We start from the raw sequence: 22,627 nt of genomic DNA on the forward strand, positions 1-22,627 counted from the left end.
TGAATGGCTCGCTTTTTGCGTTTTACAGGCAGCTTACAGCCCCAGGTGCTGGTGGACATAGTCGCGGATGTAGGGCACGACATCGGTTTCAAACCAGGGGTTTTTCTTCAGCCACAAGGTATTGCGCGGCGATGGGTGAGGCAGTGGCAGATAATCTGGCGCCCATTGCCGCCAGGCTCTGACTGTGTCGGTCAGGGTTTTGGGTTTATCTGACAGATAGTAATTCTGCGCATACTGGCCGACCAGCAGTGTCATGCCGATATTGGGCAGCAGCGGCCAGACCTGGCCATGCCATTGCGGCGCGCATTCGGGTCTTGGCGGCAAGTCCCCGCTCTTGCCTTTTCCCGGATAACAAAACCCCATCGGCATAATGGCGATACGGCTGGGATCATAGAAAGTACCACGATCGAGATCCAGCCAGCGGCGCAGCCGGTCGCCGCTTGGATCGTTCCAGGGAATGCCAGTGTCATGGACCCGGGTGCCCGGGGCCTGGCCGACTATCATTAAGCGTGCTTCGCTGCTGGCTTGAATCACCGGCCGCGGACCGAGCGGCAGGTGGGCTTTACACAGCTCGCACTGACGGATCTGGTTCAGCAATGCCGATAAGGTGTGCGGAGGGTTGAGATTTGCCATAATCAGCCTTAATAACCGAGTGTGAAGTCAATCTGGTATTGCAGCGGCTTACCTTCAACATAGCGCAGGTAGTTGGTTTTGAATATCTCCATGACCTGTTGCGGGAAGCTCTCGGCGGCAATGTGCGGGGTGACAGTTATCTGAGGGTGACACCAGAAAGGGTGCTCAGCCGGCAGCGGCTCTTGTTTGAACACATCCAGAAAAGCATGGCTGAGCGCGCCACTGGCCAGTGCCTGCAGCAGGCCTGGCTCACACACCGCATTACCCCGGCCGACATTGAAGAGTAAGCTACCGCGGCAATGGCTCAGGCTGTCGGCATTGAGCAGATTGTCTGTCATCGCAGTGGCAGGCAGCACTGACACCAGAACATCAGCCTGTTGCAGTGCCTCGCTCAGATCCTTGATAGCCATGACCTTATCAAAACCCGGGGCAGCACTTTCGCCGGAGCGGTTCACGCCCAGCACTGTCATTCCTAACGCTTTGGCAGCGCCAGCCAGGTGCTGGCCAATCGAGCCGGTGCCCAGAATCACCATGGTTTTGTCAGACAGAGCGCCGTAGCTGTGCGGTTGCCACAGCGTCTGTTGTTGCTGGGCCTGATAACGGCTGAAATGGCGCTGGTGGCTGATCAGCAAACCCAGCACGTATTCGCTGATCAACTGGCCGAAGATCCCCCGGACATTGGTCAGCGCATAATCGTTGCGCAATCCGGGCTGGATCAGGGCGTCAATGCCGGCATAGGTGGATTGCAGCCAGCGCAGCTGCGGAAATTGCGTCAACCTGTCAGTGATTAATGGCGGATCGGCCAGCACCAGCGTCGCCTCGTCAGGATTGTCTGTCAGTGACAGCGCCGGTAAGTCTGCTTCTTCAATCAGTTGGCGGTACAGGTCTGCCCGTCGGGAAACAATACAGAGTTGATGCATGGCTTTTTCCTTTTGCGCTGGCGGGTTATCAAGTAAAATTCAAGTTAACGTTTTCAGACAGATTATCCCATGCTTAAGAATCCAATTCAGCTTCGCCTAGAAAAATTTGAACCCTGGCAATACCTGACCTTTATGGCCTCACTTTGCGAGCGGATGTATCCCAATTACGCTTTCTTCTGCCGCGAGACTGAATTTGCGGATCCTCAGCCTTATCGTCTTATCCTCGACAGCGTCTGGGAAATCCTGACGGTGAAAAATGCCAAGATCAATTTTGAAAACCAGCTGGAGAAGCTGGAAGAGATGGTGCCTGCTGCCGACGATTTTGATTTGTATGCGGTGAATCCGGCGATCGATGCCTGTGTCGGGCTGTCTGATCTGCTGCATGCGCTGCTGGATCGTGATCTGATCCCTGAGACCGCACTGAGCATCAGTTCCCTGTCGGTTGAAACGGTAGCCAATCTGGAACAAGCGCGCGAGGGTGAGGAAATCACCAACGACAACCAGAAGAACAATCAGGCCGTGTGCGAAGAATGGGATGTCCAGTGGGCTATCTACCGTGCACTGAAAGAGACAGATGGCCGGGATATCGAGCTGATTAAAAGCCTGCGCCGTGAACTGCGTGACGACGGGGTGAGTAATATCGGGATTGCGCTCTGATTTGAGAGTCTGTGCCGAACAAGGCAGGATCGCTATCCTGCCTGGTTCGTCTTTGTTGAGGGGTCAGTTGTTGTAATCGTCTTCGTCGTCGTCGCGGTTTTCAATCACCCCGTGTTTTTTCTTCCAGCGTTCCCAGCGCTGAAACGCCAGTTGCTGCATGTCGGTGCTGGTATCGGCTTCATCGACAATTTCTTCGCCGACCAGGCTCTCGAAAATATCTTCCAGGGTAACCAGTCCCATCACAGTGCCGTATTCATCGACCACTAACGCCAGCTGGACGCGCTCTTTCATCAGTTTTTCAAACGCCACCGGAACAGTATCCAGATTCAGAACCACAGGCAGCGGACGCATTAAGTCACTGAGCAGCAGATTGCCCTGTCCGCTCTGACTGGCGGCAAACAGTTCGAGACGGTGAACAAATCCGAGAATATTGTCTTTACTGCCTTGGTAGATCAACGGGCGTGAAAAAGGGCTGTCTTTGGCCTGGCTCAAAAATTCGTTGATAGACAAACTGCCCTCGACACGGAACAGGACCGGCCGCGGCGTCATGATTTTACTCACGCTGACATCACAGAACTGCAGCAGGTTATGCATGATTTTCGATTCCCCTTCGGCCAGTTCGCCGGACTCTTTGGCCAGCATGGCCATGGCTGAGAGCTCATCACGCAGTTTCGGGGGCTGGTGGCCCTGCGACAAACGGCGGGTGATTTGCTCCGAGACCCACACGAAAGGACGAAGCAGCCAGATCATCCATTCCAGTACATGAGCCGTGAACGGTGCCAACTGGCGGCAGTAGGTCGCGCCTATGGTTTTGGGAATGATCTCTGACAGCAGAAGAATGCCGACTGTGAGCGCGGCAGAGAATACCCCCAGCCACTGACTGCCGAAGACGACGGCGGCCTGGGCACCGGCCGTTGCGGCACCAATGGTGTGGGCTATGGTGTTCAGGGTCAGAATCGACGCCAGTGGACGATCGATATTGCCTTTCAGCTCTGCCAGTTTGTCTGCCATGGGATGTTCTTGTTGACGCAGGGTGCCAATGTAGCTGGGAGAAATACTGAGCAGTACAGCTTCCAGCACAGAGCAGATAAAAGAAATACCTATTGCGATTGAGATATAGAAGGTCAGAAGTAACATGCGTTTTGATTTGCTCTTAGTGGAATAACCATGAAGGACTCAAGTGGCCTCAAATTGTCGAATGATAAGGACCGCAACAGCACTGGTGTGTATGAATACGTTGAACTCACGGCACCTAGCTTCTTGAGTTATTTGAGTATTAATTGGTGCAATAAGAAGCAAAAGCAACCAGCGTCTTCTTCAGGATAGTAACAATTTGTGAACTTGCGCTCAGTTTATGGTTAAAGACCCCGCAGCTAACCACAGGAAAGCCGACAAACCTTTGCCACATGGGCTTCTTTTGAATTAGAGTGGATGAGTCTGAAGAAAAAACCTTAGAAGGGAAACCGAATGAACAAGACCCAACTGATTGACCTGATTGCTGAACAAGCGGACCTGACTAAAGCGCAAGCAAAAGATGCGCTGGAATCAACCCTGAGCGGCATCACCGAAGCATTGAAATCCGGTGACCAGGTTCAACTTATTGGCTTTGGCACATTTAAAGTAAACCACCGCGCAGCGCGTACAGGTCGTAACCCGCAGACTGGTAAAGAAATCCAGATCGCTGCAGCCAACGTACCTGCTTTCGTTGCAGGTAAAGCGCTGAAAGATTCTGTAAAATAATCTTAACTCCGCCGGGGATAACTTCGGCGGAGTTTTTATTTATGAAACGAACCTGCCTGATTGTACTGACTTTCCTGCTTTCTGCCTGTGGCAGCTCTGCTTTATCACAACACACACTGTCTCCTTTGGAACGCCTTAGCGGCGGTCAGGTCGTCGGTGATGCGTCATCACTGTACTGGGTCAACCTGCGTCAGTCGAAAACCGAGTCTTTGGCTGAACGGGTCTGGATGGGCGATTACGGTGAGTATCAGACGGATTATCGCTGGCATGACGGGCAGTTGCGTGAATTGAAGCGGGCTGGTACAGCGCTGAAAGACGATAAACACCAGCCGTTTGAATTGCATGTGCGTTACGATCAGCACGGCGAGGCGGTGTTCCAGCGCTATAAAGTTGGCGACACGGTTTTTCCTTTGTCTGATACTCAGCTGCATCAGCTCAGCCAGCAGGCTGACATGGCGGTGGCTCTTGTCCGAGAGCAGTCGCGAGAGGGATTCCAGCTGGTGCAGGGTGTGTGGGACGGTCAACGGTTTGTCCATTGTGATGCTCAGGCTGAGATTGAGATTAACTGGCAGCAGATCAATGCCCAGCCAGGTTATATCGCACTGATCGGAAAATCGGATGGCCGGGGCAAGGTCACCGCGCAGCAGATGGTGCTGAACCGGACAACCGCGCAGCACTGCCTGACGCCGCCCAGATTACTGGATGTGTCCTGACGAACAGAGCGAAAGATAAGTGGATAACAACAGATAAGGCGCCTTTCGGCGCCTTATTTTTAGTTTGTGTGCGGTGGCAGATCAGTCCTGTTCACGGGCAATGGCGCGGTAGCCAATGTCGTCACGGAAGAACACACCGTTCCAGCGGATTTGTTTTGCCAGCGCATAAGCACGTTGCTGAGCATCAGACACTGTGTCGCCCATAGCAGTGGCACATAACACGCGGCCGCCATTGGTCACCACGGCACCGTCTTTGCTGGTAGTGCCGGCATGGAAGACTTTTTGTGCGTTGCCGTCTTGCAGGGGCAGACCGGAAATCACATCCCCTTTGCTGTATTCGCCCGGATAACCACCGGCAGCCAGCACCACACCAATCGCCGCGCGCGGATCCCACTGAGAGTCCACGGTATTCAGTTTGCCATCGACAGCCGCCAGGCACAGCTCAACCAGATCCGATTGCAGGCGCAGCATAATAGGCTGAGTTTCCGGGTCGCCGAAGCGGCAGTTATACTCAATCACTTTCGGTGTGCCGTCGGCCATGATCATCAGGCCGGCATACAGAAAGCCTGTGTAGGGGTTGCCCTCGGCTGCCATGCCACGCACGGTAGGAACAATCACTTCGTCCATCACGCGCTGGTGGATTTCCTGAGTCACCACAGGGGCCGGCGAGTAAGCGCCCATGCCGCCGGTATTCGGACCTGTGTCGCCGTTACCTACGCGCTTGTGATCCTGACTGGTTGCCATCGGCAGTATGTGTTCGCCGTCCACCATCACAATGAAGCTGGCTTCTTCGCCGTCGAGGAACTCTTCAATGACAACGCGGTGACCGGCTTCACCAAAGGCATTGCCTGCCAGCATATCGCGCACTGCCGCCTCGGCTTCCTCTTGCGTCATGGCCACGATCACGCCTTTACCGGCTGCCAGACCATCGGCTTTGACCACAATGGGCGCGCCTTTTTCTTTCAGGTAAGCCAGAGCTGGCTCGATCTCGGTAAAGTTCTGGTATTCTGCCGTCGGGATCTGATGGCGGGCCAGGAAGTCTTTGGTGAAGGCTTTGGAGCCTTCCAGCTGGGCGGCGGCCTGGGTCGGACCGAAAATCGGCAAGCCCGCAGCACGGAATGCGTCAACCACACCTATCACCAGTGGTGCTTCCGGGCCAACAATGGTCAGGCCGATTTGCTGCTCTTTGGCAAACGCCACCAGTGCCGCAGTGTCTTCCACGCCAATCGCGACATTTTCCAGTTTTGGCTCTAAGGCAGTACCAGCATTGCCCGGTGCCACGAAGACTTTCTCTACCTGTGCTGATTGTGCGGCTTTCCAGCCCAGGGCGTGCTCGCGGCCGCCATTACCAATGACAAGAACTTTCATCTTTTGATCCTTATCGCGTCGCCAGGTTGGCGATTTCTGTGTCAAGCGTACTCATTGATTCGGTATCAACTGCGTGCGCTTTCCTTGAGATCGAAAACCTGGCTTAGCGCTAAATGCTTAAAAGTTGCTTAATCGAAAGCGCCCAAACCTGTTGAGCGCCCAAGAAATAAAGCAAGGTTCCACAGTGATCGCGGAGCCTTAACGATTGATTAATGACGGAAGTGACGCATGCCTGTGAAGACCATGGCCATGCCGTGTTCGTCGGCAGCGGCAATCACTTCGTCATCACGCATTGAACCGCCCGGCTGAATCACACAGGTGATACCGGCTGCTGCCGCCGCATCGATACCGTCGCGGAACGGGAAGAAGGCATCTGATGCCATCACACTGCCAGCCACTTCCAGCTTTTCGTCCGCCGCTTTGATACCGGCAATTTTGGCTGAATATACGCGACTCATCTGGCCGGCGCCCACACCGATAGTCATGTTGCCTTTGGCATACACGATCGCATTGGATTTCACGTATTTCGCCACTTTCCAGCAGAACAGGGCATCACGCAGTTCTTCTTCCGTCGGCTGGCGCTGGGTAACCACTTTGAGGTCAGCCAGACCGACCATGCCCTGGTCACGATCCTGCACCAGTAAACCACCGTTGACGCGTTTGACGTCGAAACCTGTGGTTTTGCTGTGCCACTGGCCGCATTCCAGCAGACGCACGTTTTGCTTGGCAGACACCACTTCAGCGGCTTCGGCGCTGACGCTGGGGGCAATAATCACTTCAACGAACTGGCGCTCAACAATGGCTTTGGCGGTGTCGGCATCCAGCTCACCGTTGAAGGCAATAATACCGCCAAAGGCAGACGTCGGGTCTGTCTTGTAAGCGCGATCATAGGCTTCCAGCAGGTTAGCACCCAGTGCCACACCGCAAGGGTTGGCGTGTTTCACTATCACACAGGCTGGCTGGTCGAATTCTTTAACGCATTCCAGCGCGGCATCGGTATCGGCTATGTTGTTGTAAGACAGAGCTTTGCCCTGCAACTGGCGCGCTGTGGCCACAGAGGCTTCTTCCGGCTGTGCTTCGACGTAGAAAGCGGCATCCTGATGGCTGTTTTCGCCATAGCGCATGCCTTGCTTCTTGACGAACTGCTGATTGAAGGTGCGCGGGAACTTAGAGTCTTCGTCAGCTTGGTCGCCATAAGAGGGCACCATGGTGCCGAAATAGTTGGCGATCATGCCGTCGTAAGCGGCTGTGTGTTCGAACGCCGCAATCGCCAGATCGAAGCGGGTAGCGTGAGTCAGTGACCCGTCGTTGTCGGCCATTTCAGCCAGCACGCGGTCATAATCGTGCGCATTCACGACTATAGTCACATCTTTATGGTTTTTTGCGGCACTGCGCACCATAGTCGGACCACCGATATCAATGTTCTCAACGGCGTCTTCTAATGTACAACCCGGCTTTGCGACTGTCGCCGCGAACGGATAGAGGTTAACCACCACCATATCAATCGGTGCAATGCCATGCTCAGCCATGATCGTATCGTCCTGGCCACGTCGGCCAAGTACGCCGCCATGCACTTTCGGGTGCAGGGTTTTAACACGGCCATCCATCATTTCAGGGAAGCCCGTATAGTCGGAGACTTCAGTCACCTGAATACCTTTATCAGCCAGCAGGCGGGCAGTACCGCCAGTGGACAGGATATCGACGCCACGGTTGGCAAGAGCTTGTGCGAATTCAACAATTCCCGTTTTGTCTGATACGCTGATCAGAGCACGGCGAATAGGACGAGCGTTTTCCATTGCTACCATCTCTTTGATTGCGGTGAATTATTTGCCAAAAGCTGACCTGTTATACTGAGATTGCCTTTGGCAAATAGCCTCATCCGTCAGGCGGAATGGGATTTGCGTAATGGCGCGTATTTTACATGATTCCCGGCATTGCGCAAACGTTTGCCTTGGGCCGTAAACGGTCAGCTGTGAGCGCTGTGCAGGGAGAGTTAATAAGGATCATGAGGTTATATGGCTAGGTACTTGATCGGACAACTGGCAAAGCTCTGCGAGGTCAGCAGTGATACCTTGCGCTTTTACGAGAAGAATGGCTTGCTGATCCCCGGCGAGCGCAGTGAAAGCGGCTACCGGCTCTACAGCGACGACGATGTCTCCCGCATTCGCTTCATTCTGCGGGCAAAAGCCATCGGCCTGAGCCTGGAGGAGATCCGGGAGCTGCTGGCGATACGGGTCGAAGCCGATCAGCACAGCTGTGCGGAAGTAAAAGCCATCACTCAGGCCAAGTTAGACGATATTGACAGCAAACTAGCGGAATTACAGCGAATACGCCGGGCACTGAAGCGCTTGAATGATGCCTGTTGCGGCGAGGCGGATGACGATGCCAGCCACTGCTCCATCCTGGAAGCCCTGGCCGATGAACAGTAATGACTCAGCCCTCAGCAAGGGCTGATAAAGGTGTATGCGACCGCAAAAAACTGTGATAGCGTGATGGGTTTCCAATGCCCGAACAGAATAACAGGATAAGGATTATCATGCTGAATACTAACGAATATTTTGATGGAAATGTAAAATCTATTGGTTTCGAAGCCGAGGGTGCGCGCAGCAGTGTCGGCGTGATGCTTCCGGGATCTTATACCTTTGCCACCGCTGCTCCAGAGCGCATGACAGTGGTCAAAGGGGCGATTTCGGTCAAGCTGCCGGGCCATGTCGATTGGGAAACCTACAATGCTGGTGATGATTTTGAAGTCCCGGGTGATGCCTCATTCGATGTCAAGATTGCAGAAACAACCGCTTATCTGTGTGACTATCTGTAATCTGTCGTGATACCCGCCAGCTGGGATACCAGCTGGTTTTCCTGCCCGATAATCCCTCCTGCTATCCCTTTCTTATATTTTATATTTGGTTATATCAATGGCTTACTGAGCGTTCATGTGAGCGGAGCAATTGACGGGACGAGTCGTTGTTCAGGTTGTCTGCCACAAGGCAGGGCAGGGTAAAGCGGACGGATTTAAAACGGGCTGTCTTTGTTGAGGGAAGTGGCAATGCCGGAAATGGCCAGTGCAAGAGTGGATTTGACTATCTGTTCCTGACGAGCGGTCTGCATCTGGTAAAAAGCAAGATCGATGTCTTCTGTGATCGGGGCCATGTCCAACTGGGCAATGCCCATCACATTGGCCTGGTGAAGCGCCTTGATTTCTTTAATGATTTTAGGGTCGGTAAAATGGTATTCGGTCACATCACGGTTGAGCATGTCTTTGATATGCAGGCAGCGTTCAATATCCTGATAGACAGGCTGGGCAATCACCCCCAGGCCGTACAGCAGTTTAAGGCGCACGCTGAGCTCCCCAAGCGGACCTGTGTCGTGCAGCAGCGGCTCCACCACAGATTTCACCGCAAAGTCGTCCTTGCGGAAAATTCGCTGGATGAGTGCATCGACGGCTTCTTCCAAGATATCCACAGAGGTAATAAAAAAGCCGCGTACTGTGGTGGCCTGGTTCAGGCGTTCAATCATGTCAGCTTCGTGTTCACAGGGTGCCATGGCTTCGTCTTCTCTTTGTGCCGCAAAGGCGGGGAGCGAACTCCCCGCAAGGTGATCAGGTCAGCGTCTGATAGCAGTGTTCAATATCACGGGCCACTTCGCTGTCAGCGTCCAGACCTGTGTACTGTGCCAGTGTCTGACGGACCCCTTTCTCGTGTAATGTTTGCTGCAGTTCCATTGCCTGCGGATCGGTATCGTTAACATACTTCAAGGCCGCTGCTATGCCTTTGATCAGCATGCAGTTGTCAGTGCCATACTCCAGAGTGCCCAGCAGGGGCTTGATCAATCTGTCGTTGCTGCCCAGCTTGCGCAGCGGCTGGCGGCCTACCCTGTCAATCTCATCGCGCAGGAAGGGATTGGCAAAGCGGGTCAGGATTTTTTCGATGTAAGCATAATGCTGCTCACGATCAAAGCCATACCGGCGGATAAGCACTTCGCCGCTTTCCAGCATTGCAGTTCGGACCTGTCCGCGGATGTCTTCATCTTCTATCGCGTCGCGGATCGTCTGGTAACCTTTCAGCGCGCCCAGATAGGCGGTAATGATATGGCCTGTATTGAGGGTAAACAACTTCCGCTCGACAAATGCCATCAGGTTATCTGTGGCTTCCATCCCGGCAATGCTGGGAATCTCGCCTTTGAACTGTTGCTGGTCGACAATCCACTCGCTGAAACTTTCTACTGTGACTTCCAGAGGATCATCGTTGGCAGCTCCCGCGGGCGGCACAATACGGTCGACGGCCGAATCGACAAAACCGACATACTGATCCGCCAGCTGCCGGTGCGCCGGCGTTAATTGCTTATAGACTTCTTCTTTCAGATGCGTGGTGCCCCGTACCATGTTTTCACAGGCGATGATATTGAGCGGCTGGGTGTTACCTGCTTCAAATCGCTTGGCCAGCCCGTTTGCTATGGTACTGGCAATTTTATCCAGCACTGCAGGGCCGACGGCTGTGGTGATCAAATCGGTATGCACTATCTGATTGATTACATCCGGTCCGGCGGCATTGACCGCTGTGATATGGCTGACGGTATCCAGATGACAGTCATTGCCTACCACTTTGACATTGTAAGACTGCGCATGGCTAAGCTGATCGATCAAAGGCCCGTTAACGTCGGCAAAAGTGACGTTTACCTCGGCATCCGCCAGCACTTTACCAATAAAACCCCGGCCGATATTGCCGGCGCCAAAATGAACTGCTTTCATGATGATGACTACCTTAAGTTTGTGAGAGGCCGCGCTGGGCGGCCCCGGTATCTGCACTGGCGGTTAAGCCGCTTCTTCACTGGCCAGAATGCTGAGTACTTCCCGGACATCCTGGGTACGCTTGAGGCGTTCAATGGCCTCGTGGTCATCCAGTGCGTTAGTGATGGTAGTAATCACCTGAATGTGTTCGTCATTTTTGGCGGCAATGCCGATCACCAGATGGGCAATGTCGTCTTCGTCATCGGTAAATGCCACCCCGGCAGGGTACTGGCAAATGACGATACCTGTTTTGATCACTCTGTCTTTGGCCTCCACCGTACCGTGCGGCACAGCGATAGACTCACCGAGATAAGTCGGCACCAGTGCCTCGCGGGCAAACATGGCATCAATGTATTCAGGTTCGGTATAGCCCATTTTGACCAATTGCTCACCGGCAAAGCGGATGGCGTCGTCCTTACTGGTGGCTTTGAGCCCAAGATGGATGTTGGCCGCCTGGATCTGGAAAACAGAGGGTTGCTGCGGTTCCAGGCTGTCGTCATTGGCGGCAACAGGTGTCAGTTTTACCAGGTTCGGGTCATTCGCCGCTTCCGGGCTGGACGCGGCAATGATACGGGTGATCAAATCATTGTAGATCTGAACGTCAAGGAAGTTGGTCAGCGAAATATGCTGAGCCTGCGGGGCATGCTTGCGGGCACGCTCAGTGAGATCTTTGTGGGTGATAACAATGTCGACATCATCGGGCAGGTTGTTGATGGCGCTGTTAGTGACATCAATATTTAGTCTGGCCTCACTGACTTTCTTGCGCAGTAAACCGGCCCCCATGGCGCTGGAACCCATACCGGCATCGCAAGCCACTATGATGCGGCGAACCTGACTGAGCTGAACCTTGGATGCTGGGTGGCTGCTGGCGGTAGTCGGCGCAGAGCCTGTGGCAGCACTGCCTTCAGCGGCTTTGCCCGATTTCATGGCTTTCATTTTCTCGCTGGCATTTTTCAGCGCGCTGCCGTCGTCGTCTTCGGTCACTTTCTGGGTTTTCAGCAGCAGTGCAGCCACCAGGAAAGACACAGTCGCGGCTGCCACGATAGAGCACAAAACGCCCAAGATCGAGGCTTTCGGCGCCATCAGCATCACGGCAAAAATAGAGCCAGGTGATGCAGGCGAGACCAGACCGGCATTGAACAGGGTCAGGGTGAAGACACCTGTCATGCCACCGGCAATCGCGGCCAGGATCAGGCGCGGATTCATCAGAATATAGGGGAAGTAAATCTCGTGGATCCCCCCAAAGAAATGGATGATGGCAGCACCACCGGCAGTCTGTTTAGCCGTACCGCGGCCGAACACCATGTAAGCCAGCAAAATGCCCAGGCCAGGACCCGGATTCGCTTCAATCAGGAAGAAAATAGACTGACCGACCTCATTGGCCTGCTGAATGCCCAGCGGCGAGAAGATACCGTGGTTGATGGCATTGTTGAGGAACAGGATTTTCGCCGGTTCAACGAAGATTGAAGTCAGCGGCAGCAAACCGGCATCGACCAAGAAGTTGACCCCGGCAGCCAGACCGCCAGAGAGGATTTTCACGAAAGGGCCGATCAGGAAAAAGGCAACGATGGCACACAACATCCCTATGATGCCAGCCGAGAAGTTGTTGACCAGCATTTCGAAGCCGCTTTTGATTTTGCCTTCAACGGCTTTATCAAAGTGCTTAATCGCCCAGCCGCCCATAGGGCCGACAATCATGGCGCCCATGAACATGGGGATATCTGTACCTACGATCACACCCATGGTGGTCACGGCACCCACCACGGCGCCCCGATCGCCACCCACCAGTTTACCCCCGGTATAACCGATCAGCAGTGGCAGCAGGTAAGTAATCATAGGGCCAACCAGTTTGGCAATCGTCTCGTTGGGCAGCCAGCCAGTCGGAATGAAGAGAGCGGTAATAAACCCCCAAGCGATGAATGCGCCAATATTGGGCATCACCATGTTGGAGAGGAAGCGGCCAAAATTCTGTATCTTGACCTTGGTGTCTGGTGATATCATAACGTTTCCCCGTTTGATGTTCAGCTTCAAGTTCTGCTGTGTCGATAACGGTTCGCCAAAACCGTCGATTGCTTCGTACCCAATCAATCTACCACAGATCCTGAAAACGGAACTGATAACGGGGTTCTCGTGATCCCCGTCTCCTTTTTTAGCTGTTCCTCATCAAGATATCGTGATCCATCTAACATTTATCCTGTGTAATAAAGTTACATTTTCAATAATTTTTAATAGTCAATTAATTTTAGCTGCTTGATGTCACATTTATTAACTGATTGGTTATTAATCTTATGGTGATCTTGATCACGTATCATGCATCTGATCAAACGCTCTCTAGTGGTGTTAGTGATCTGAATCACTCCTCTGATTTTGTTCGCGCTGTGAAATAAAAATGTATTATTCAGGTGCTATAAATTTGTAGCTTAGTTACAGTTTGGGATTATGCATCTACGGGCTTATGGACTTGCATCGGGAAAGTGTGGCTGGGTGAGCGTCAGAGGTGGACAGGGGAAGGGCCATCAAAAAAGGGCTATGCGTGCGCATAACCCTGTAAAATCAGCGTCATTTGAACGGATGATCAGTTCATGCCGTATTTTTTCAGTTTCTTACGCAGGGTGCCGCGGTTGATGCCCATCATAGTTGCCGCGCGGGTCTGGTTGCCGCGGGTGTACTGCATGATGGTGTCCAGCAGGGGTTGCTCGACTTCAGCCAGTACAAGCTCGTACAGATCATCGACGTCCTGACCGTTCAGCTGGGCGAGATAGTTCTTAAGCGAGGCTTTGACGGAGTCACGCAGTGGTTTCTGAGTGATTTGGTCTTGAGAAGTGACAGTAGTCACTGTAAGTGCTTCGGAAGTCAGATTTTGTTCGAACATATTCTGTAAGCTCTTCTGGTATTTATGCAACGTTGTCGAAGTAGCCTTGCAGCGCATCGATTTGCTCTTGAGCATCTTCGAGTGCGTTGAAGGTCCGGCGGAAATCACCCGCAGAAGCCTGTTCTTTGAGGTACCACGACACGTGTTTACGTGCGATGCGTAACCCCTGGTACTCCCCATAGAAAGCGTGGAGTGCCTGTACATGCTCCAGCAAGATACTGCTGACTTCTTCAAAAGAAGGCGCTGGCAGGTGTTCACCGGTTGTTAAATAATGCTGGATTTCCCGAAAAATCCACGGCCGTCCCTGCGCTGGGCGGCCAATCATCAAGGCATCGGCCCCGGTATAATCCAGGACGAAGCGTGCTTTTTCCGGTGAGTCGATATCACCGTTCGCAATCACAGGAATCGACACCGCCTGTTTCACTGCCTTGATGTAATCGTATTCCGCTTCCCCTTTGTACATACAGGCCTTGGTTCTGCCGTGCAGGGCCAGTGCCTGAATGCCACAGTGTTCAGCGAGCTGTGCGATCTCGACACAGTTTCGGTTCTCTGTATCCCAGCCGGTCCGTGTTTTCAGCGTCACAGGGACGTTCACGGCGCTTACCACGGCCTTGAGGATATCCTCGACAAGATCCGGGTATTGCAGCAGGGCAGAGCCAGCCAGGCGCTTGTTCACTTTCTTGGCCGGGCAACCCATGTTGATATCAATGATCTGGGCACCGTGCTCCACACTGAAGCGGGCGGCGTCGGCCATCTGGCGGGGATCTGCCCCGGCAATCTGTACCGAACGAAGTCCAGACTCACCTTCATGCACCATGCGGTTGAGCGACTTGGCCGTTTTCCAAACGTCTGGGTTGGCAGACATCATTTCGCTGACCGCCATACCTGCGCCGTGGCGCAGGCACAACTCACGAAACGGACGATCGGTCACACCTGCCATTGGCGCGACAATTAACGGGTTGTCTAATTGATATGGACCGATCTTCAATGTCTGTTCCTGACTATGCCAGTAAGGGCGCGCATTTTACGCATTTTTTGCTGTGCTGAAAAGGCCAATATTTGAGCATCCTGATTTTGGATTGCAAAAGGTCATGGAATTCAGTGTATTGCTCACAAAATGCACAATGGATAAATTTGTCAGGATTAGGCTTTTTGACCTGAAATCCGGCACCATTCTTCACGGGCGGCGATAGGTTCCAGTGCCAGTTCGTCGCTGTAATGGCTGGCCACATCTTCCGCCTGAGATTCAAGTACCCCGGAAATCGCCAGCAGGCCATTGTCCCTGACCAGGCTCTTGATAACCGGTGACAGCTCACGCAGCGGGCCGGCCAGAATGTTGGCAACTACCACATCGGCTTGCAGATTTTCCGGCTGATCTTGGGGCAGATACAGGTCGAGATTTTCAGACACACCATTGCGTTCAGCGTTGTCACGCGAGGCCAGAATTGCCTGCGGATCGATATCAATCCCGATCACTTTGGCGGCGCCCAGCTTGAGTGCAGCGATAGCCAGAATGCCGGAGCCGCAGCCGAAATCGATCACGGTTTTGCCAGTCAGATCCTGGCCGTCCAGCCATTCCAGGCACAGAGAGGTGGTTGGGTGCGTCCCGGTGCCGAATGCCAGGCCCGGATCGAGCAGCACGTTGACGGCTCCCGGCTCAGGCGCTTCACGCCAGCTCGGGCAGATCCACAGACGCTGACCGAATTTCATCGGGTGGAAGTTATCCATCCACTCGCGCTCCCAGTCTTTGTCTTCCAGCTGCTCAACCTTGTAGGCAAAATCGTCAGCCAGCAACGGACTGTTTTTCAGCAGCGAGAGCACCATGTCCATGTCACTTTCCGCATCGTACAGGCCAATGACGTCGGTATCGCCCCACAGGCGGGTTTCGCCCGGCAGCGGTTCGAAAACAGGGGTGTCCTGTGCGTCGAGAAAAGTGACCGACAGAGCGCCGGTTTCATCCATCAGCAAGTCGCCAATGGCTTCTGCATTGGCCGCAGTGGCATTCAGTTTCAGTTGAATCCAAGGCATGAGTAAATTCGCTATCAAAGAGACTTTGGCATAAGGCCGCGGAGTTTAGCACGAAAAGTAGTCAGCTCGCATTAGCTTCCTAGCGCGCACGGCAGAGGATACTGACGGTAGAGTAAAAAATAGCACCCCATGGTGCTATTTTGTCAGTTTGCAGTGAATTCCGCCTTTGCGTTCTGGCAATGTGCCCGGTTGGGCCAGAGGTAGCTGGCGGCGATAAAGCTGATCAGCCCGACCAGCAGGGTTGGAACAATCGCATGCACACCATGCATATCCGGTTTGAAAAGCGATAGTGTGATGTAACATCCCAGCCCGCTCAGCATGGAGGCAAATGCCCCGGCGGCCGAGGCTTTTTGCCAGTACAACCCCAGCACCAGTGGCCAGAGAAAGACGGCCTGCATCCCGCCAAAGGCCAGCAGGTTAAGCCAGATAATCATATCCGGCGGGTGGGTTGCCGCGATAAAAACCAGCACCGAGAAAATGCCGGTCACCCACAGCGATAACTTAGGCAACCGACTTTCGATATCAGGCTGTTCCATTGCTTTGGGGTTGATGTAGTTCAGGTACAAATCTTTCAATAGTGTCGCGGAAGCCTGAATCAGCTGGGAATCAATGGTCGACATAATGGCCGCCATCGGGCCGGCGAGAAAAATGCCAGCCACGACAGGTGGCAGTACGCCCATCATCAAAGTCGGCATGATCTGATCCGGCGTGGCAATATCCGGGAAAATCGCCCGCCCCAGTGCGCCAGCCAGGTGCATCCCCAGCATCAGAAAAGCGACCATGGCGGTACTGATCACCATGCCGCGATGCAGGGATTGACTGTCTTTGTAGGACATACAACGCACGGCGGCATGGGGCAGACCAATGACGCCGAAGCAGACCAATATCCAGAAGCTGAGCATAAAGGGCTGTGACATAAAGTTGTCTGGACCGTACGGCGAAATCAGCGCCGGATCGATCTGGTGCAGCGTGGCGACCAGCTCACCTAGGCTACCGCCTGCGTGAATAATGCCAGCCAGCAGAGCCAGCGTGCCGATGATCATCATGATGCCTTGTAAGGTGTCGGTCATGACCACGGCACGGAATCCGCCAATCGTAGTGTACAGCCCAACGGTGGCGGCAAAAATCATCAGACCCTGAGAGTAAGACAGGCCGGTAACGGTTTGCAGCAACCGGGCCCCACCGACAAACTGCACCACCATGGTACCGAAAAACGCCAGCAGCAGTGCCAGGGAAGCAAAGACTACCACGCCCCGGTGCTGATAACGGGCATAGAGCATGTCATTGAGGGTCAGCGCGTTGTGTTTGCGGGCTTCAATCGCAAATTTTTTCCCCAGTACCCCGAGTGTCAGCCAGGCCGCCGGGAGCTGGATCATCGCCAGCAATACCCAGCCCAACCCCATCTTGTAAGCCGCACCGGGGCCGCCAATGAAGGAACTGGCACTGGCATAGGTGGCCGCCAGCGTCATCGCCAGCACGAAGCCGCCCATACTGCGGTTACCCAGCAGATACTCGTTTAAAAACCCGCTGCCTTGCTGAGCGCGGCGCCGGGTAAACAGGGCCAGGGCAAACACGGCTGCCAGATACAGCACGAGCGGGATCAGTAATTGATTAGGCATCGTCATCCTCCGCATCCGCTGACAGCGGCATATCCTGATAAATACATTTCACCATCAGGGCGCACAGCAGCGTAAAGAGTACCGGGCCGACGATACAGGCGAGCAGAAACCAAAGCGGTAATCCCCAGTAAAGCGCAGGAAGGCTGCTCTGTATGGGGTCAGGGGCAAAGAAATAGGCAGAGCAGTACCACCACAGAAAATAGGCGACAGCCAGTCCCAGCGCCCATCTGGCTTCTCTGTGCGCCTGACGGTATCGGGTGGAAAGTGTCTTCATACTGAATTTCCGGTCAGTCAGTGTAAAACGTCGAACGACGTCGAAATCTGTTCGAAATCGTTCCGAAAAAGAAGAAAAAGAAAAGTATTGTGACAAATGACATTCGTATGCACCAGCGGCAGACCATTGATTCGGAAAATAAAAAGGCTGCCTTGCGGCAGCCTTGGTTCAGTTCTGAAAGCGAGGTGTCTGTTATTGCAGACCCAGCTTCTTCTCCAGATAGTGGATGTTAGCGCCACCGTGCTGGAAGTTCTCGTCTGCCATGATGTCTTTCTGCAGCGGAACATTGGTCTTGATGCCGTCGATGATCATTTCGTTGAGGGCGTTACGCATACGCGAAATCGCCACGTCACGGTTTTCACCGTAGGCAATCAGTTTGCCGATCATTGAATCGTAGTGCGGCGGAACCGTGTAGCCGCTGTAGATGTGGGATTCCCAACGGATACCCATACCACCTGGCGCATGGAAACGCTCGATCTTGCCCGGAGAAGGCAGGAAACGCACCGGATCTTCAGCATTGATACGGCACTCAATCGCGTGACCACGCAGGTGAATGTCGCTCTGGCTGAATGACAGCGGCTGACCGGCAGCGATACGCAGCTGCTCTTTGATCAGATCAACGCCAGTGACCATTTCGGTAACTGGGTGTTCAACCTGGATACGGGTGTTCATTTCAATGAAATAGAACTCGCCGTTTTCATACAGGAACTCGAACGTACCGGCACCGCGGTAGTTGATTTCGATACAGGCACGGGTACAGCGCTCACCGATGTACTTACGCATTTCTTCGGTGATGCCCGGTGCCGGTGCTTCTTCAACCACTTTCTGGTGACGGCGCTGCATGGAGCAGTCACGCTCGCCCAGATGGATAGCACCGCCCTGACCGTCAGCCAGCACCTGTACTTCGATGTGGCGCGGGTTTTCCAGGAATTTTTCCATGTACACCATGTCGTTGCTGAACGCCGCTTTGGCTTCTGCACGTGTCATGGCGATCGACTGGATCAGATCCGCTTCTTTGCGTACCACACGCATACCACGGCCACCACCGCCACCGGAGGCTTTGATGATTACCGGATAACCGATACGCTTGGCGATAGACTTGTTTTTGGCTTCATCATCGCCCAGCGGGCCGTCAGAACCCGGCACACAAGGCACGCCCGCTTTTTTCATGGCGTTGATGGCTGACACTTTGTCACCCATCAGACGGATAGTGTCCGCTTTAGGGCCCACGAAGATGAAACCTGAACGTTCAACCTGCTCGGCAAAATCCGCATTTTCAGACAGGAAGCCGTAACCCGGGTGGATGGCGACTGCCCCGGTCACTTCTGCCGCACTGATGATGCGGGGAGTGTTAAGGTAGCTGTCTGTGCCTCGTGCCGGACCGATACAGATAGACTCATCTGCCAGAAGAACGTGTTTCAGATCGCGGTCAGCTGTGGAGTGCACAGCGACCGTTTTGATCCCCAGCTCTTTACAGGCACGCAGGATACGAAGGGCGATTTCGCCGCGGTTTGCTATGACTACTTTATCTAACATATGCGCCTCAGTTACTCGATGATAACCAGAGGTTGATCGAATTCAATCGGATCACCGTTTTCGGCCAGGATAGCCACAACGGTACCGGCTTTATCGGCTTCGATCTGGTTCATCATCTTCATGGCTTCAACGATGCACAGGGTATCGCCAACGTTTACGCTTTGACCGACTTCCACAAAGGATTTTGCTTCCGGGCTAGGCGCGCGGTAGAAAGTACCGACCATAGGAGACAGTACCTGGTGACCGGCAGGCGCAGCAGGAGCAGCTGGTGCCGCCGCTTCAGCAGGTGCGGCAACCGGTGCCGCAGGAGCGGCTGGTGCAGGCGCTGCGTACATTTGCGCAGGTGCAGCAACCGGTGCTGCTGTGGTACGGCTGATGCGTACCGATTCTTCACCTTCAGAGATTTCCAGCTCGGAGATGCCTGATTCTTCTACCAGTTCGATAAGTTTCTTGATCTTGCGAATATCCATGTATCTTTACTCTTAATGTTGTTCATTGAGCGTTCTGAAGGCGGCGGACAGCTGCCTCCAGGGCGAATTCATAACCATCCGGGCCCAGGCCGCAGATCACTCCGACTGCCTTGTCAGACAGGTAGGAATGGTGGCGGAAGGGCTCGCGGGCATGCACGTTTGACAAATGTATTTCAATAAACGGGATAGCCACGCCCAACAGCGCATCGCGAATGGCGACGCTGGTATGGGTGTAGGCTGCCGGGTTGATGAGGATAAAATCCACGTTACCGTGCGCCTGGTGGATGGCCTCAATCAGTTCGTGTTCTGCATTGGACTGTAGGTGATCCAGTGTCACGCCCAGACTGGCGGCTTTGGCACTCAGGTTTGCTACAATCTGATCCAGTGTCTGCTGGCCATAGTGTCCCGGCTCGCGCAGGCCCAGCAAATTCAGATTGGGTCCATTAAGCAGTAAAATGCGGTAATTAGTCGACATATTCTGTTATCTATACCTGTTCTTGCTAATTCAAGCGACAAAGCACAAAAAAACTGTGACTTTGCTTCCTTTCATGCAAACCATCACGGCTGAAAACCTGTTAGTTGCTCAATTATAGAGAATTCAGCGCAATTCGCAGCAAAATACTGGTCTAATCACCACTTTTTTGACCTTACAACTGTACGCAATTAGCGTAAGCAGCCGCCTGCAGCCCCCATTTTTCAGTAAGATAGCGGATCGATTAACCTCACTTACAAGATAAGCGGCCAATCACCTTGAATCTTAATCAGTTTTGCTGAAATTCACCGCACAATGCAGCAGGTTCAAACAATGATGCTGTGGCGGTGAATAAGACAAATCAGACAATGGGAGGTGGCCGGGAGTTCCTGCAATACGGATCTGCTGTGTATTCGCGGGCACTGGAGCCAGTTGGGAGGACAAAGAAGAAAGCCGCCTGGCGGCGGCTTGGATTGAATGCAGGTTTTGTCGGTTAGACGACTTTTTCTTTTTCGGCGATCAGTTTGTCGACCACACTGGGATCGGCCAGGGTGGAGGTATCCCCCAGCGAGCCGGTATCACCGGTGGCAATCTTACGCAGAATCCGGCGCATGATCTTGCCTGAACGGGTTTTCGGCAGAGCGTCAGTCCAGTGCAGGAAGTCCGGTGTGGCTATCGGGCCGATTTCCTTACGTACCCAGTCTTTGACTTCTTTATGCAGTTCAGCCGTTGGTATCACGCCGTCGTTCAGGGTGATATAGGCATAGATCGCCTGGCCTTTGATGTCGTGCGGTACGCCGACGATAGCGGCTTCTGCAATCTTATCGAAGGCCACCAGCGCCGATTCAATTTCCGCTGTCCCCATGCGGTGACCTGAAATGTTCAGTACGTCATCGACACGGCCGGTGATCCAGTAGTAACCGTCTTCATCGCGGCGGGCACCGTCACCGGTAAAATACATGCCTTTAAAGGTCGAGAAGTAAGTCTGTTCGAAGCGCTCATGGTCACTCCACAGTGTACGCATCTGACCCGGCCAGCTGTCCAGCATCACCAGGTTGCCTTCAGTTGCACCAGGGAGAATGTTGCCCATGTTATCGACCAGAGCCGGCTGAACGCCAAAGAACGGACGGGTGGCCGAGCCGGGTTTCAGCGCGGTCGCGCCAGGCAGCGGGGTGATCAGGATGCCGCCGGTTTCGGTTTGCCACCAGGTATCGACAATAGGGCAGCGGCTGTCACCGATAGTGCGGTGATACCATTCCCAGGCTTCCGGGTTAATCGGCTCGCCGACAGAACCCATGATACGCAGTGATGAACGCTGGGTACCGGCAATGGCCTCATCGCCTTTGGCCATCAGGGCGCGAATGGCGGTCGGGGCGGTATACAGAATGTTGACCTGATGCTTGTCGACCACTTCGCTCATGCGGGCGGTGGACGGATAATTAGGAACGCCTTCAAACAGCAGGGTGGTGGCACCGTTTGCCAGTGGCCCGTACACCAGGTAGCTGTGGCCCGTGATCCAGCCTACATCGGCGGTACACCAGTACACTTCACCTTCCTGATAGTCGAAGACGTATTTAAAGGTCATGGTCGCGTACACCAGATAGCCGCCTGTGGTGTGCAGCACACCTTTCGGCTTACCGGTCGAACCCGAGGTATAGAGGATAAACAGCGGATCTTCGGCGTTCATAGGTTCCGGGTCGCAATGATCCGGCACGGCTGCGGTTGCGTCATGCCACCAGACGTCACGTTGATTGTCCCACTCTACCGGATTGCCGGTACGCTGGAACACCACCACTTTCTCGATGCTGGTGACCTCAGGATGTTTCAGGGCATCGTCGACGTTTTTCTTCAGTGGTACAGCACGGCCGCCGCGGACACCTTCATCGGCAGTCACAACGACTTTGGCTTTTGAATCTATGATACGGCCCGCGAGTGCTTCCGGTGAGAAGCCACCGAATACGATAGTGTGTACCGCACCGACGCGGGTACAGGCCAGCATGGCCACCGCGGCTTCAGCAACCATAGGCATGTAAAGGCAAACCACGTCGCCTTTTTTGACCCCTTGTGCTTTAAGGGCGTTGGCGAACTGGCAGACCTGCTGGTGCAGTTGGTTATAAGTCAGGGTAGCGTCATCGGCCGGGTCGTCGCCTTCCCAGATGATGGCAGGCTGATCGCCGCGGGTTGCCAGGTGACGGTCGAGACAGTTGGCGGAGACGTTCAGTGTGCCGTCTTCAAACCATTTGATATTGACATGGCCGGTATCGAAAGAGGTTTGTTTAATTTTGTTGTACGGGGTGATCCAGTCAACAATCTTACCATGCTCACGCCAGAAGGCTTCCGGGTCGCTGACAGATTGCTGGTACATGTCGCTGTATTGCTCTTCCGTGATATGAGCCCGCTCAGCAATCTGCTGGTTGACAGGGTAAACATGAACCTCACTCATCTCATTCTCCTTGTGTTTCCGTCTTCGTCCTGCGCGGACCGGATCATTGATCATTATAGTTGTGTTAACTTGAGCCAGATTCGGAACAGGCTCAAT

General features: G+C 53.8%; 22 protein-coding genes. 5 read left to right on the plus strand and 17 right to left on the minus strand.

Annotation, left to right across the window (positions count from 1 at the left end):
• Positions 1-33 precede the first annotated feature (33 nt).
• Complete coding sequence (locus KCG43_RS17385) at positions 34-633, minus strand: uracil-DNA glycosylase family protein (protein WP_218386513.1); 600 nt, start codon at positions 631-633, stop codon at positions 34-36.
• An 8-nt stretch (positions 634-641) separates the two neighbouring features.
• The gene (locus KCG43_RS17390; protein ID WP_218386516.1) at positions 642-1,553 is read right to left on the minus strand and encodes a D-2-hydroxyacid dehydrogenase; all 912 of its coding nucleotides are present in this window, start codon (positions 1,551-1,553) and stop codon (positions 642-644) included.
• Positions 1,554-1,622: 69 nt separating this feature from the next.
• On the opposite strand from KCG43_RS17390, the gene KCG43_RS17395 reads away from it, so the two are divergent.
• Positions 1,623-2,210, plus strand: a complete 588-nt coding sequence (locus KCG43_RS17395; RefSeq protein ID WP_192017297.1) for a YjaG family protein — start codon at positions 1,623-1,625, stop codon at positions 2,208-2,210.
• Between the two features lie 63 nt (positions 2,211-2,273).
• Here the strand turns inward: KCG43_RS17395 and KCG43_RS17400 are convergent, their stop codons facing one another.
• Positions 2,274-3,347, minus strand: coding sequence for a CNNM domain-containing protein (locus KCG43_RS17400; protein WP_192017298.1), 1,074 nt, complete (start codon positions 3,345-3,347; stop codon positions 2,274-2,276).
• A gap of 330 nt (positions 3,348-3,677) precedes the next feature.
• On the opposite strand from KCG43_RS17400, the gene hupA reads away from it, so the two are divergent.
• Together hupA and KCG43_RS17410 are read left to right on the plus strand one after the other, a co-directional pair.
• Positions 3,678-3,950, plus strand: a complete 273-nt coding sequence (gene hupA / locus KCG43_RS17405; RefSeq protein WP_027254117.1) for a nucleoid-associated protein HU-alpha — start codon at positions 3,678-3,680, stop codon at positions 3,948-3,950.
• 41 nt (positions 3,951-3,991) lie between these two features.
• Entirely contained in the window at positions 3,992-4,663 is a 672-nt protein-coding gene (locus tag KCG43_RS17410) for a DUF1481 domain-containing protein (protein ID WP_192017299.1), read from the plus strand.
• A gap of 81 nt (positions 4,664-4,744) precedes the next feature.
• Here the strand turns inward: KCG43_RS17410 and purD are convergent, their stop codons facing one another.
• Together purD and purH are read right to left on the minus strand one after the other, a co-directional pair.
• Entirely contained in the window at positions 4,745-6,031 is a 1,287-nt protein-coding gene (gene purD / locus KCG43_RS17415) for a phosphoribosylamine--glycine ligase (protein WP_218386519.1), read from the minus strand.
• A gap of 209 nt (positions 6,032-6,240) precedes the next feature.
• A complete protein-coding gene (gene purH / locus KCG43_RS17420; RefSeq protein WP_218386522.1) occupies positions 6,241-7,827 on the minus strand; it encodes a bifunctional phosphoribosylaminoimidazolecarboxamide formyltransferase/IMP cyclohydrolase in 1,587 nt (528 codons plus the stop codon).
• Positions 7,828-8,046: 219 nt separating this feature from the next.
• Here purH and zntR point away from each other — a divergent pair, with 219 nt between their 5' ends.
• Together zntR and KCG43_RS17430 are read left to right on the plus strand one after the other, a co-directional pair.
• Positions 8,047-8,460, plus strand: a complete 414-nt coding sequence (gene zntR, locus KCG43_RS17425; RefSeq protein ID WP_192017302.1) for a Zn(2+)-responsive transcriptional regulator — start codon at positions 8,047-8,049, stop codon at positions 8,458-8,460.
• Between the two features lie 107 nt (positions 8,461-8,567).
• Positions 8,568-8,849, plus strand: coding sequence for a pyrimidine/purine nucleoside phosphorylase (locus KCG43_RS17430; protein ID WP_161446815.1), 282 nt, complete (start codon positions 8,568-8,570; stop codon positions 8,847-8,849).
• 194 nt (positions 8,850-9,043) lie between these two features.
• On the opposite strand, the gene KCG43_RS17435 is transcribed toward KCG43_RS17430, so the two are convergent.
• From KCG43_RS17435 to acs, 12 genes are all read right to left on the minus strand, one after another.
• Entirely contained in the window at positions 9,044-9,574 is a 531-nt protein-coding gene (locus KCG43_RS17435; protein ID WP_218386524.1) for an MltR family transcriptional regulator, read from the minus strand.
• 55 nt (positions 9,575-9,629) lie between these two features.
• Positions 9,630-10,778 (minus strand): mannitol-1-phosphate 5-dehydrogenase, encoded by a 1,149-nt coding sequence (locus KCG43_RS17440; RefSeq protein ID WP_218386526.1) that lies wholly within the window; start codon positions 10,776-10,778, stop codon positions 9,630-9,632.
• 63 nt (positions 10,779-10,841) lie between these two features.
• Positions 10,842-12,818, minus strand: a complete 1,977-nt coding sequence (locus KCG43_RS17445) for a PTS mannitol transporter subunit IICBA (protein WP_218386527.1) — start codon at positions 12,816-12,818, stop codon at positions 10,842-10,844.
• Positions 12,819-13,392: 574 nt separating this feature from the next.
• A complete protein-coding gene (fis, locus tag KCG43_RS17450) occupies positions 13,393-13,689 on the minus strand; it encodes a DNA-binding transcriptional regulator Fis (RefSeq protein WP_027254108.1) in 297 nt (98 codons plus the stop codon).
• A 22-nt stretch (positions 13,690-13,711) separates the two neighbouring features.
• On the minus strand, positions 13,712-14,677 hold the full coding sequence (dusB, locus tag KCG43_RS17455; protein ID WP_192017306.1) for a tRNA dihydrouridine synthase DusB: 966 nt from the start codon (positions 14,675-14,677) through the stop codon (positions 13,712-13,714).
• Between the two features lie 155 nt (positions 14,678-14,832).
• Complete coding sequence (prmA, locus tag KCG43_RS17460) at positions 14,833-15,717, minus strand: 50S ribosomal protein L11 methyltransferase (RefSeq protein WP_218386528.1); 885 nt, start codon at positions 15,715-15,717, stop codon at positions 14,833-14,835.
• Between the two features lie 143 nt (positions 15,718-15,860).
• Positions 15,861-17,336, minus strand: a complete 1,476-nt coding sequence (gene panF, locus KCG43_RS17465; protein ID WP_218386529.1) for a sodium/pantothenate symporter — start codon at positions 17,334-17,336, stop codon at positions 15,861-15,863.
• Positions 17,329-17,610 carry a YhdT family protein gene (locus KCG43_RS17470; RefSeq protein ID WP_192017309.1) on the minus strand — a complete coding sequence of 94 codons (282 nt, stop codon included), beginning with the start codon at positions 17,608-17,610 and terminating at the stop codon, positions 17,329-17,331. The genes panF and KCG43_RS17470 overlap by 8 nt, the downstream gene beginning before the upstream one ends.
• 192 nt (positions 17,611-17,802) lie before the next feature.
• Positions 17,803-19,146 carry an acetyl-CoA carboxylase biotin carboxylase subunit gene (gene accC, locus KCG43_RS17475; protein WP_218386531.1) on the minus strand — a complete coding sequence of 448 codons (1,344 nt, stop codon included), beginning with the start codon at positions 19,144-19,146 and terminating at the stop codon, positions 17,803-17,805.
• Between the two features lie 11 nt (positions 19,147-19,157).
• Positions 19,158-19,616 carry an acetyl-CoA carboxylase biotin carboxyl carrier protein gene (gene accB, locus KCG43_RS17480; RefSeq protein WP_192017310.1) on the minus strand — a complete coding sequence of 153 codons (459 nt, stop codon included), beginning with the start codon at positions 19,614-19,616 and terminating at the stop codon, positions 19,158-19,160.
• A gap of 22 nt (positions 19,617-19,638) precedes the next feature.
• Positions 19,639-20,091 (minus strand): type II 3-dehydroquinate dehydratase, encoded by a 453-nt coding sequence (aroQ, locus tag KCG43_RS17485; protein ID WP_161446882.1) that lies wholly within the window; start codon positions 20,089-20,091, stop codon positions 19,639-19,641.
• 490 nt (positions 20,092-20,581) lie between these two features.
• Positions 20,582-22,531 carry an acetate--CoA ligase gene (gene acs / locus KCG43_RS17490; protein ID WP_218386532.1) on the minus strand — a complete coding sequence of 650 codons (1,950 nt, stop codon included), beginning with the start codon at positions 22,529-22,531 and terminating at the stop codon, positions 20,582-20,584.
• Positions 22,532-22,627 lie beyond the last annotated feature (96 nt).

It is taken from the genome of Photobacterium sp. WH24 (genome assembly GCF_019204055.1).
Classification (GTDB): domain Bacteria; phylum Pseudomonadota; class Gammaproteobacteria; order Enterobacterales; family Vibrionaceae; genus Photobacterium; species Photobacterium arenosum.

Bases quoted from the DNA above. Each gene is read 5' to 3' on its own strand.
- KCG43_RS17410 (WP_192017299.1), top strand. From the start codon at position 3,992: ATGAAACGAACCTGCCTGATTGTACTGACTTTCCTGCTTTCTGCCTGT.
- KCG43_RS17400 (WP_192017298.1), bottom strand. From the start codon at position 3,347: ATGTTACTTCTGACCTTCTATATCTCAATCGCAATAGGTATTTCTTTT.
- accC (WP_218386531.1), bottom strand. From the start codon at position 19,146: ATGTTAGATAAAGTAGTCATAGCAAACCGCGGCGAAATCGCCCTTCGT.
- panF (WP_218386529.1), bottom strand. From the start codon at position 17,336: ATGCCTAATCAATTACTGATCCCGCTCGTGCTGTATCTGGCAGCCGTG.
- prmA (WP_218386528.1), bottom strand. From the start codon at position 15,717: ATGCCTTGGATTCAACTGAAACTGAATGCCACTGCGGCCAATGCAGAA.
- acs (WP_218386532.1), bottom strand. From the start codon at position 22,531: ATGAGTGAGGTTCATGTTTACCCTGTCAACCAGCAGATTGCTGAGCGG.
- KCG43_RS17440 (WP_218386526.1), bottom strand. From the start codon at position 10,778: ATGAAAGCAGTTCATTTTGGCGCCGGCAATATCGGCCGGGGTTTTATT.
- purH (WP_218386522.1), bottom strand. From the start codon at position 7,827: ATGGAAAACGCTCGTCCTATTCGCCGTGCTCTGATCAGCGTATCAGAC.
- aroQ (WP_161446882.1), bottom strand. From the start codon at position 20,091: ATGTCGACTAATTACCGCATTTTACTGCTTAATGGACCCAATCTGAAT.
- KCG43_RS17385 (WP_218386513.1), bottom strand. From the start codon at position 633: ATGGCAAATCTCAACCCTCCGCACACCTTATCGGCATTGCTGAACCAG.
- accB (WP_192017310.1), bottom strand. From the start codon at position 19,616: ATGGATATTCGCAAGATCAAGAAACTTATCGAACTGGTAGAAGAATCA.
- KCG43_RS17470 (WP_192017309.1), bottom strand. From the start codon at position 17,610: ATGAAGACACTTTCCACCCGATACCGTCAGGCGCACAGAGAAGCCAGA.
- KCG43_RS17430 (WP_161446815.1), top strand. From the start codon at position 8,568: ATGCTGAATACTAACGAATATTTTGATGGAAATGTAAAATCTATTGGT.
- purD (WP_218386519.1), bottom strand. From the start codon at position 6,031: ATGAAAGTTCTTGTCATTGGTAATGGCGGCCGCGAGCACGCCCTGGGC.
- fis (WP_027254108.1), bottom strand. From the start codon at position 13,689: ATGTTCGAACAAAATCTGACTTCCGAAGCACTTACAGTGACTACTGTC.
- KCG43_RS17390 (WP_218386516.1), bottom strand. From the start codon at position 1,553: ATGCATCAACTCTGTATTGTTTCCCGACGGGCAGACCTGTACCGCCAA.
- KCG43_RS17395 (WP_192017297.1), top strand. From the start codon at position 1,623: ATGCTTAAGAATCCAATTCAGCTTCGCCTAGAAAAATTTGAACCCTGG.
- KCG43_RS17445 (WP_218386527.1), bottom strand. From the start codon at position 12,818: ATGATATCACCAGACACCAAGGTCAAGATACAGAATTTTGGCCGCTTC.
- hupA (WP_027254117.1), top strand. From the start codon at position 3,678: ATGAACAAGACCCAACTGATTGACCTGATTGCTGAACAAGCGGACCTG.
- KCG43_RS17435 (WP_218386524.1), bottom strand. From the start codon at position 9,574: ATGGCACCCTGTGAACACGAAGCTGACATGATTGAACGCCTGAACCAG.
- zntR (WP_192017302.1), top strand. From the start codon at position 8,047: ATGGCTAGGTACTTGATCGGACAACTGGCAAAGCTCTGCGAGGTCAGC.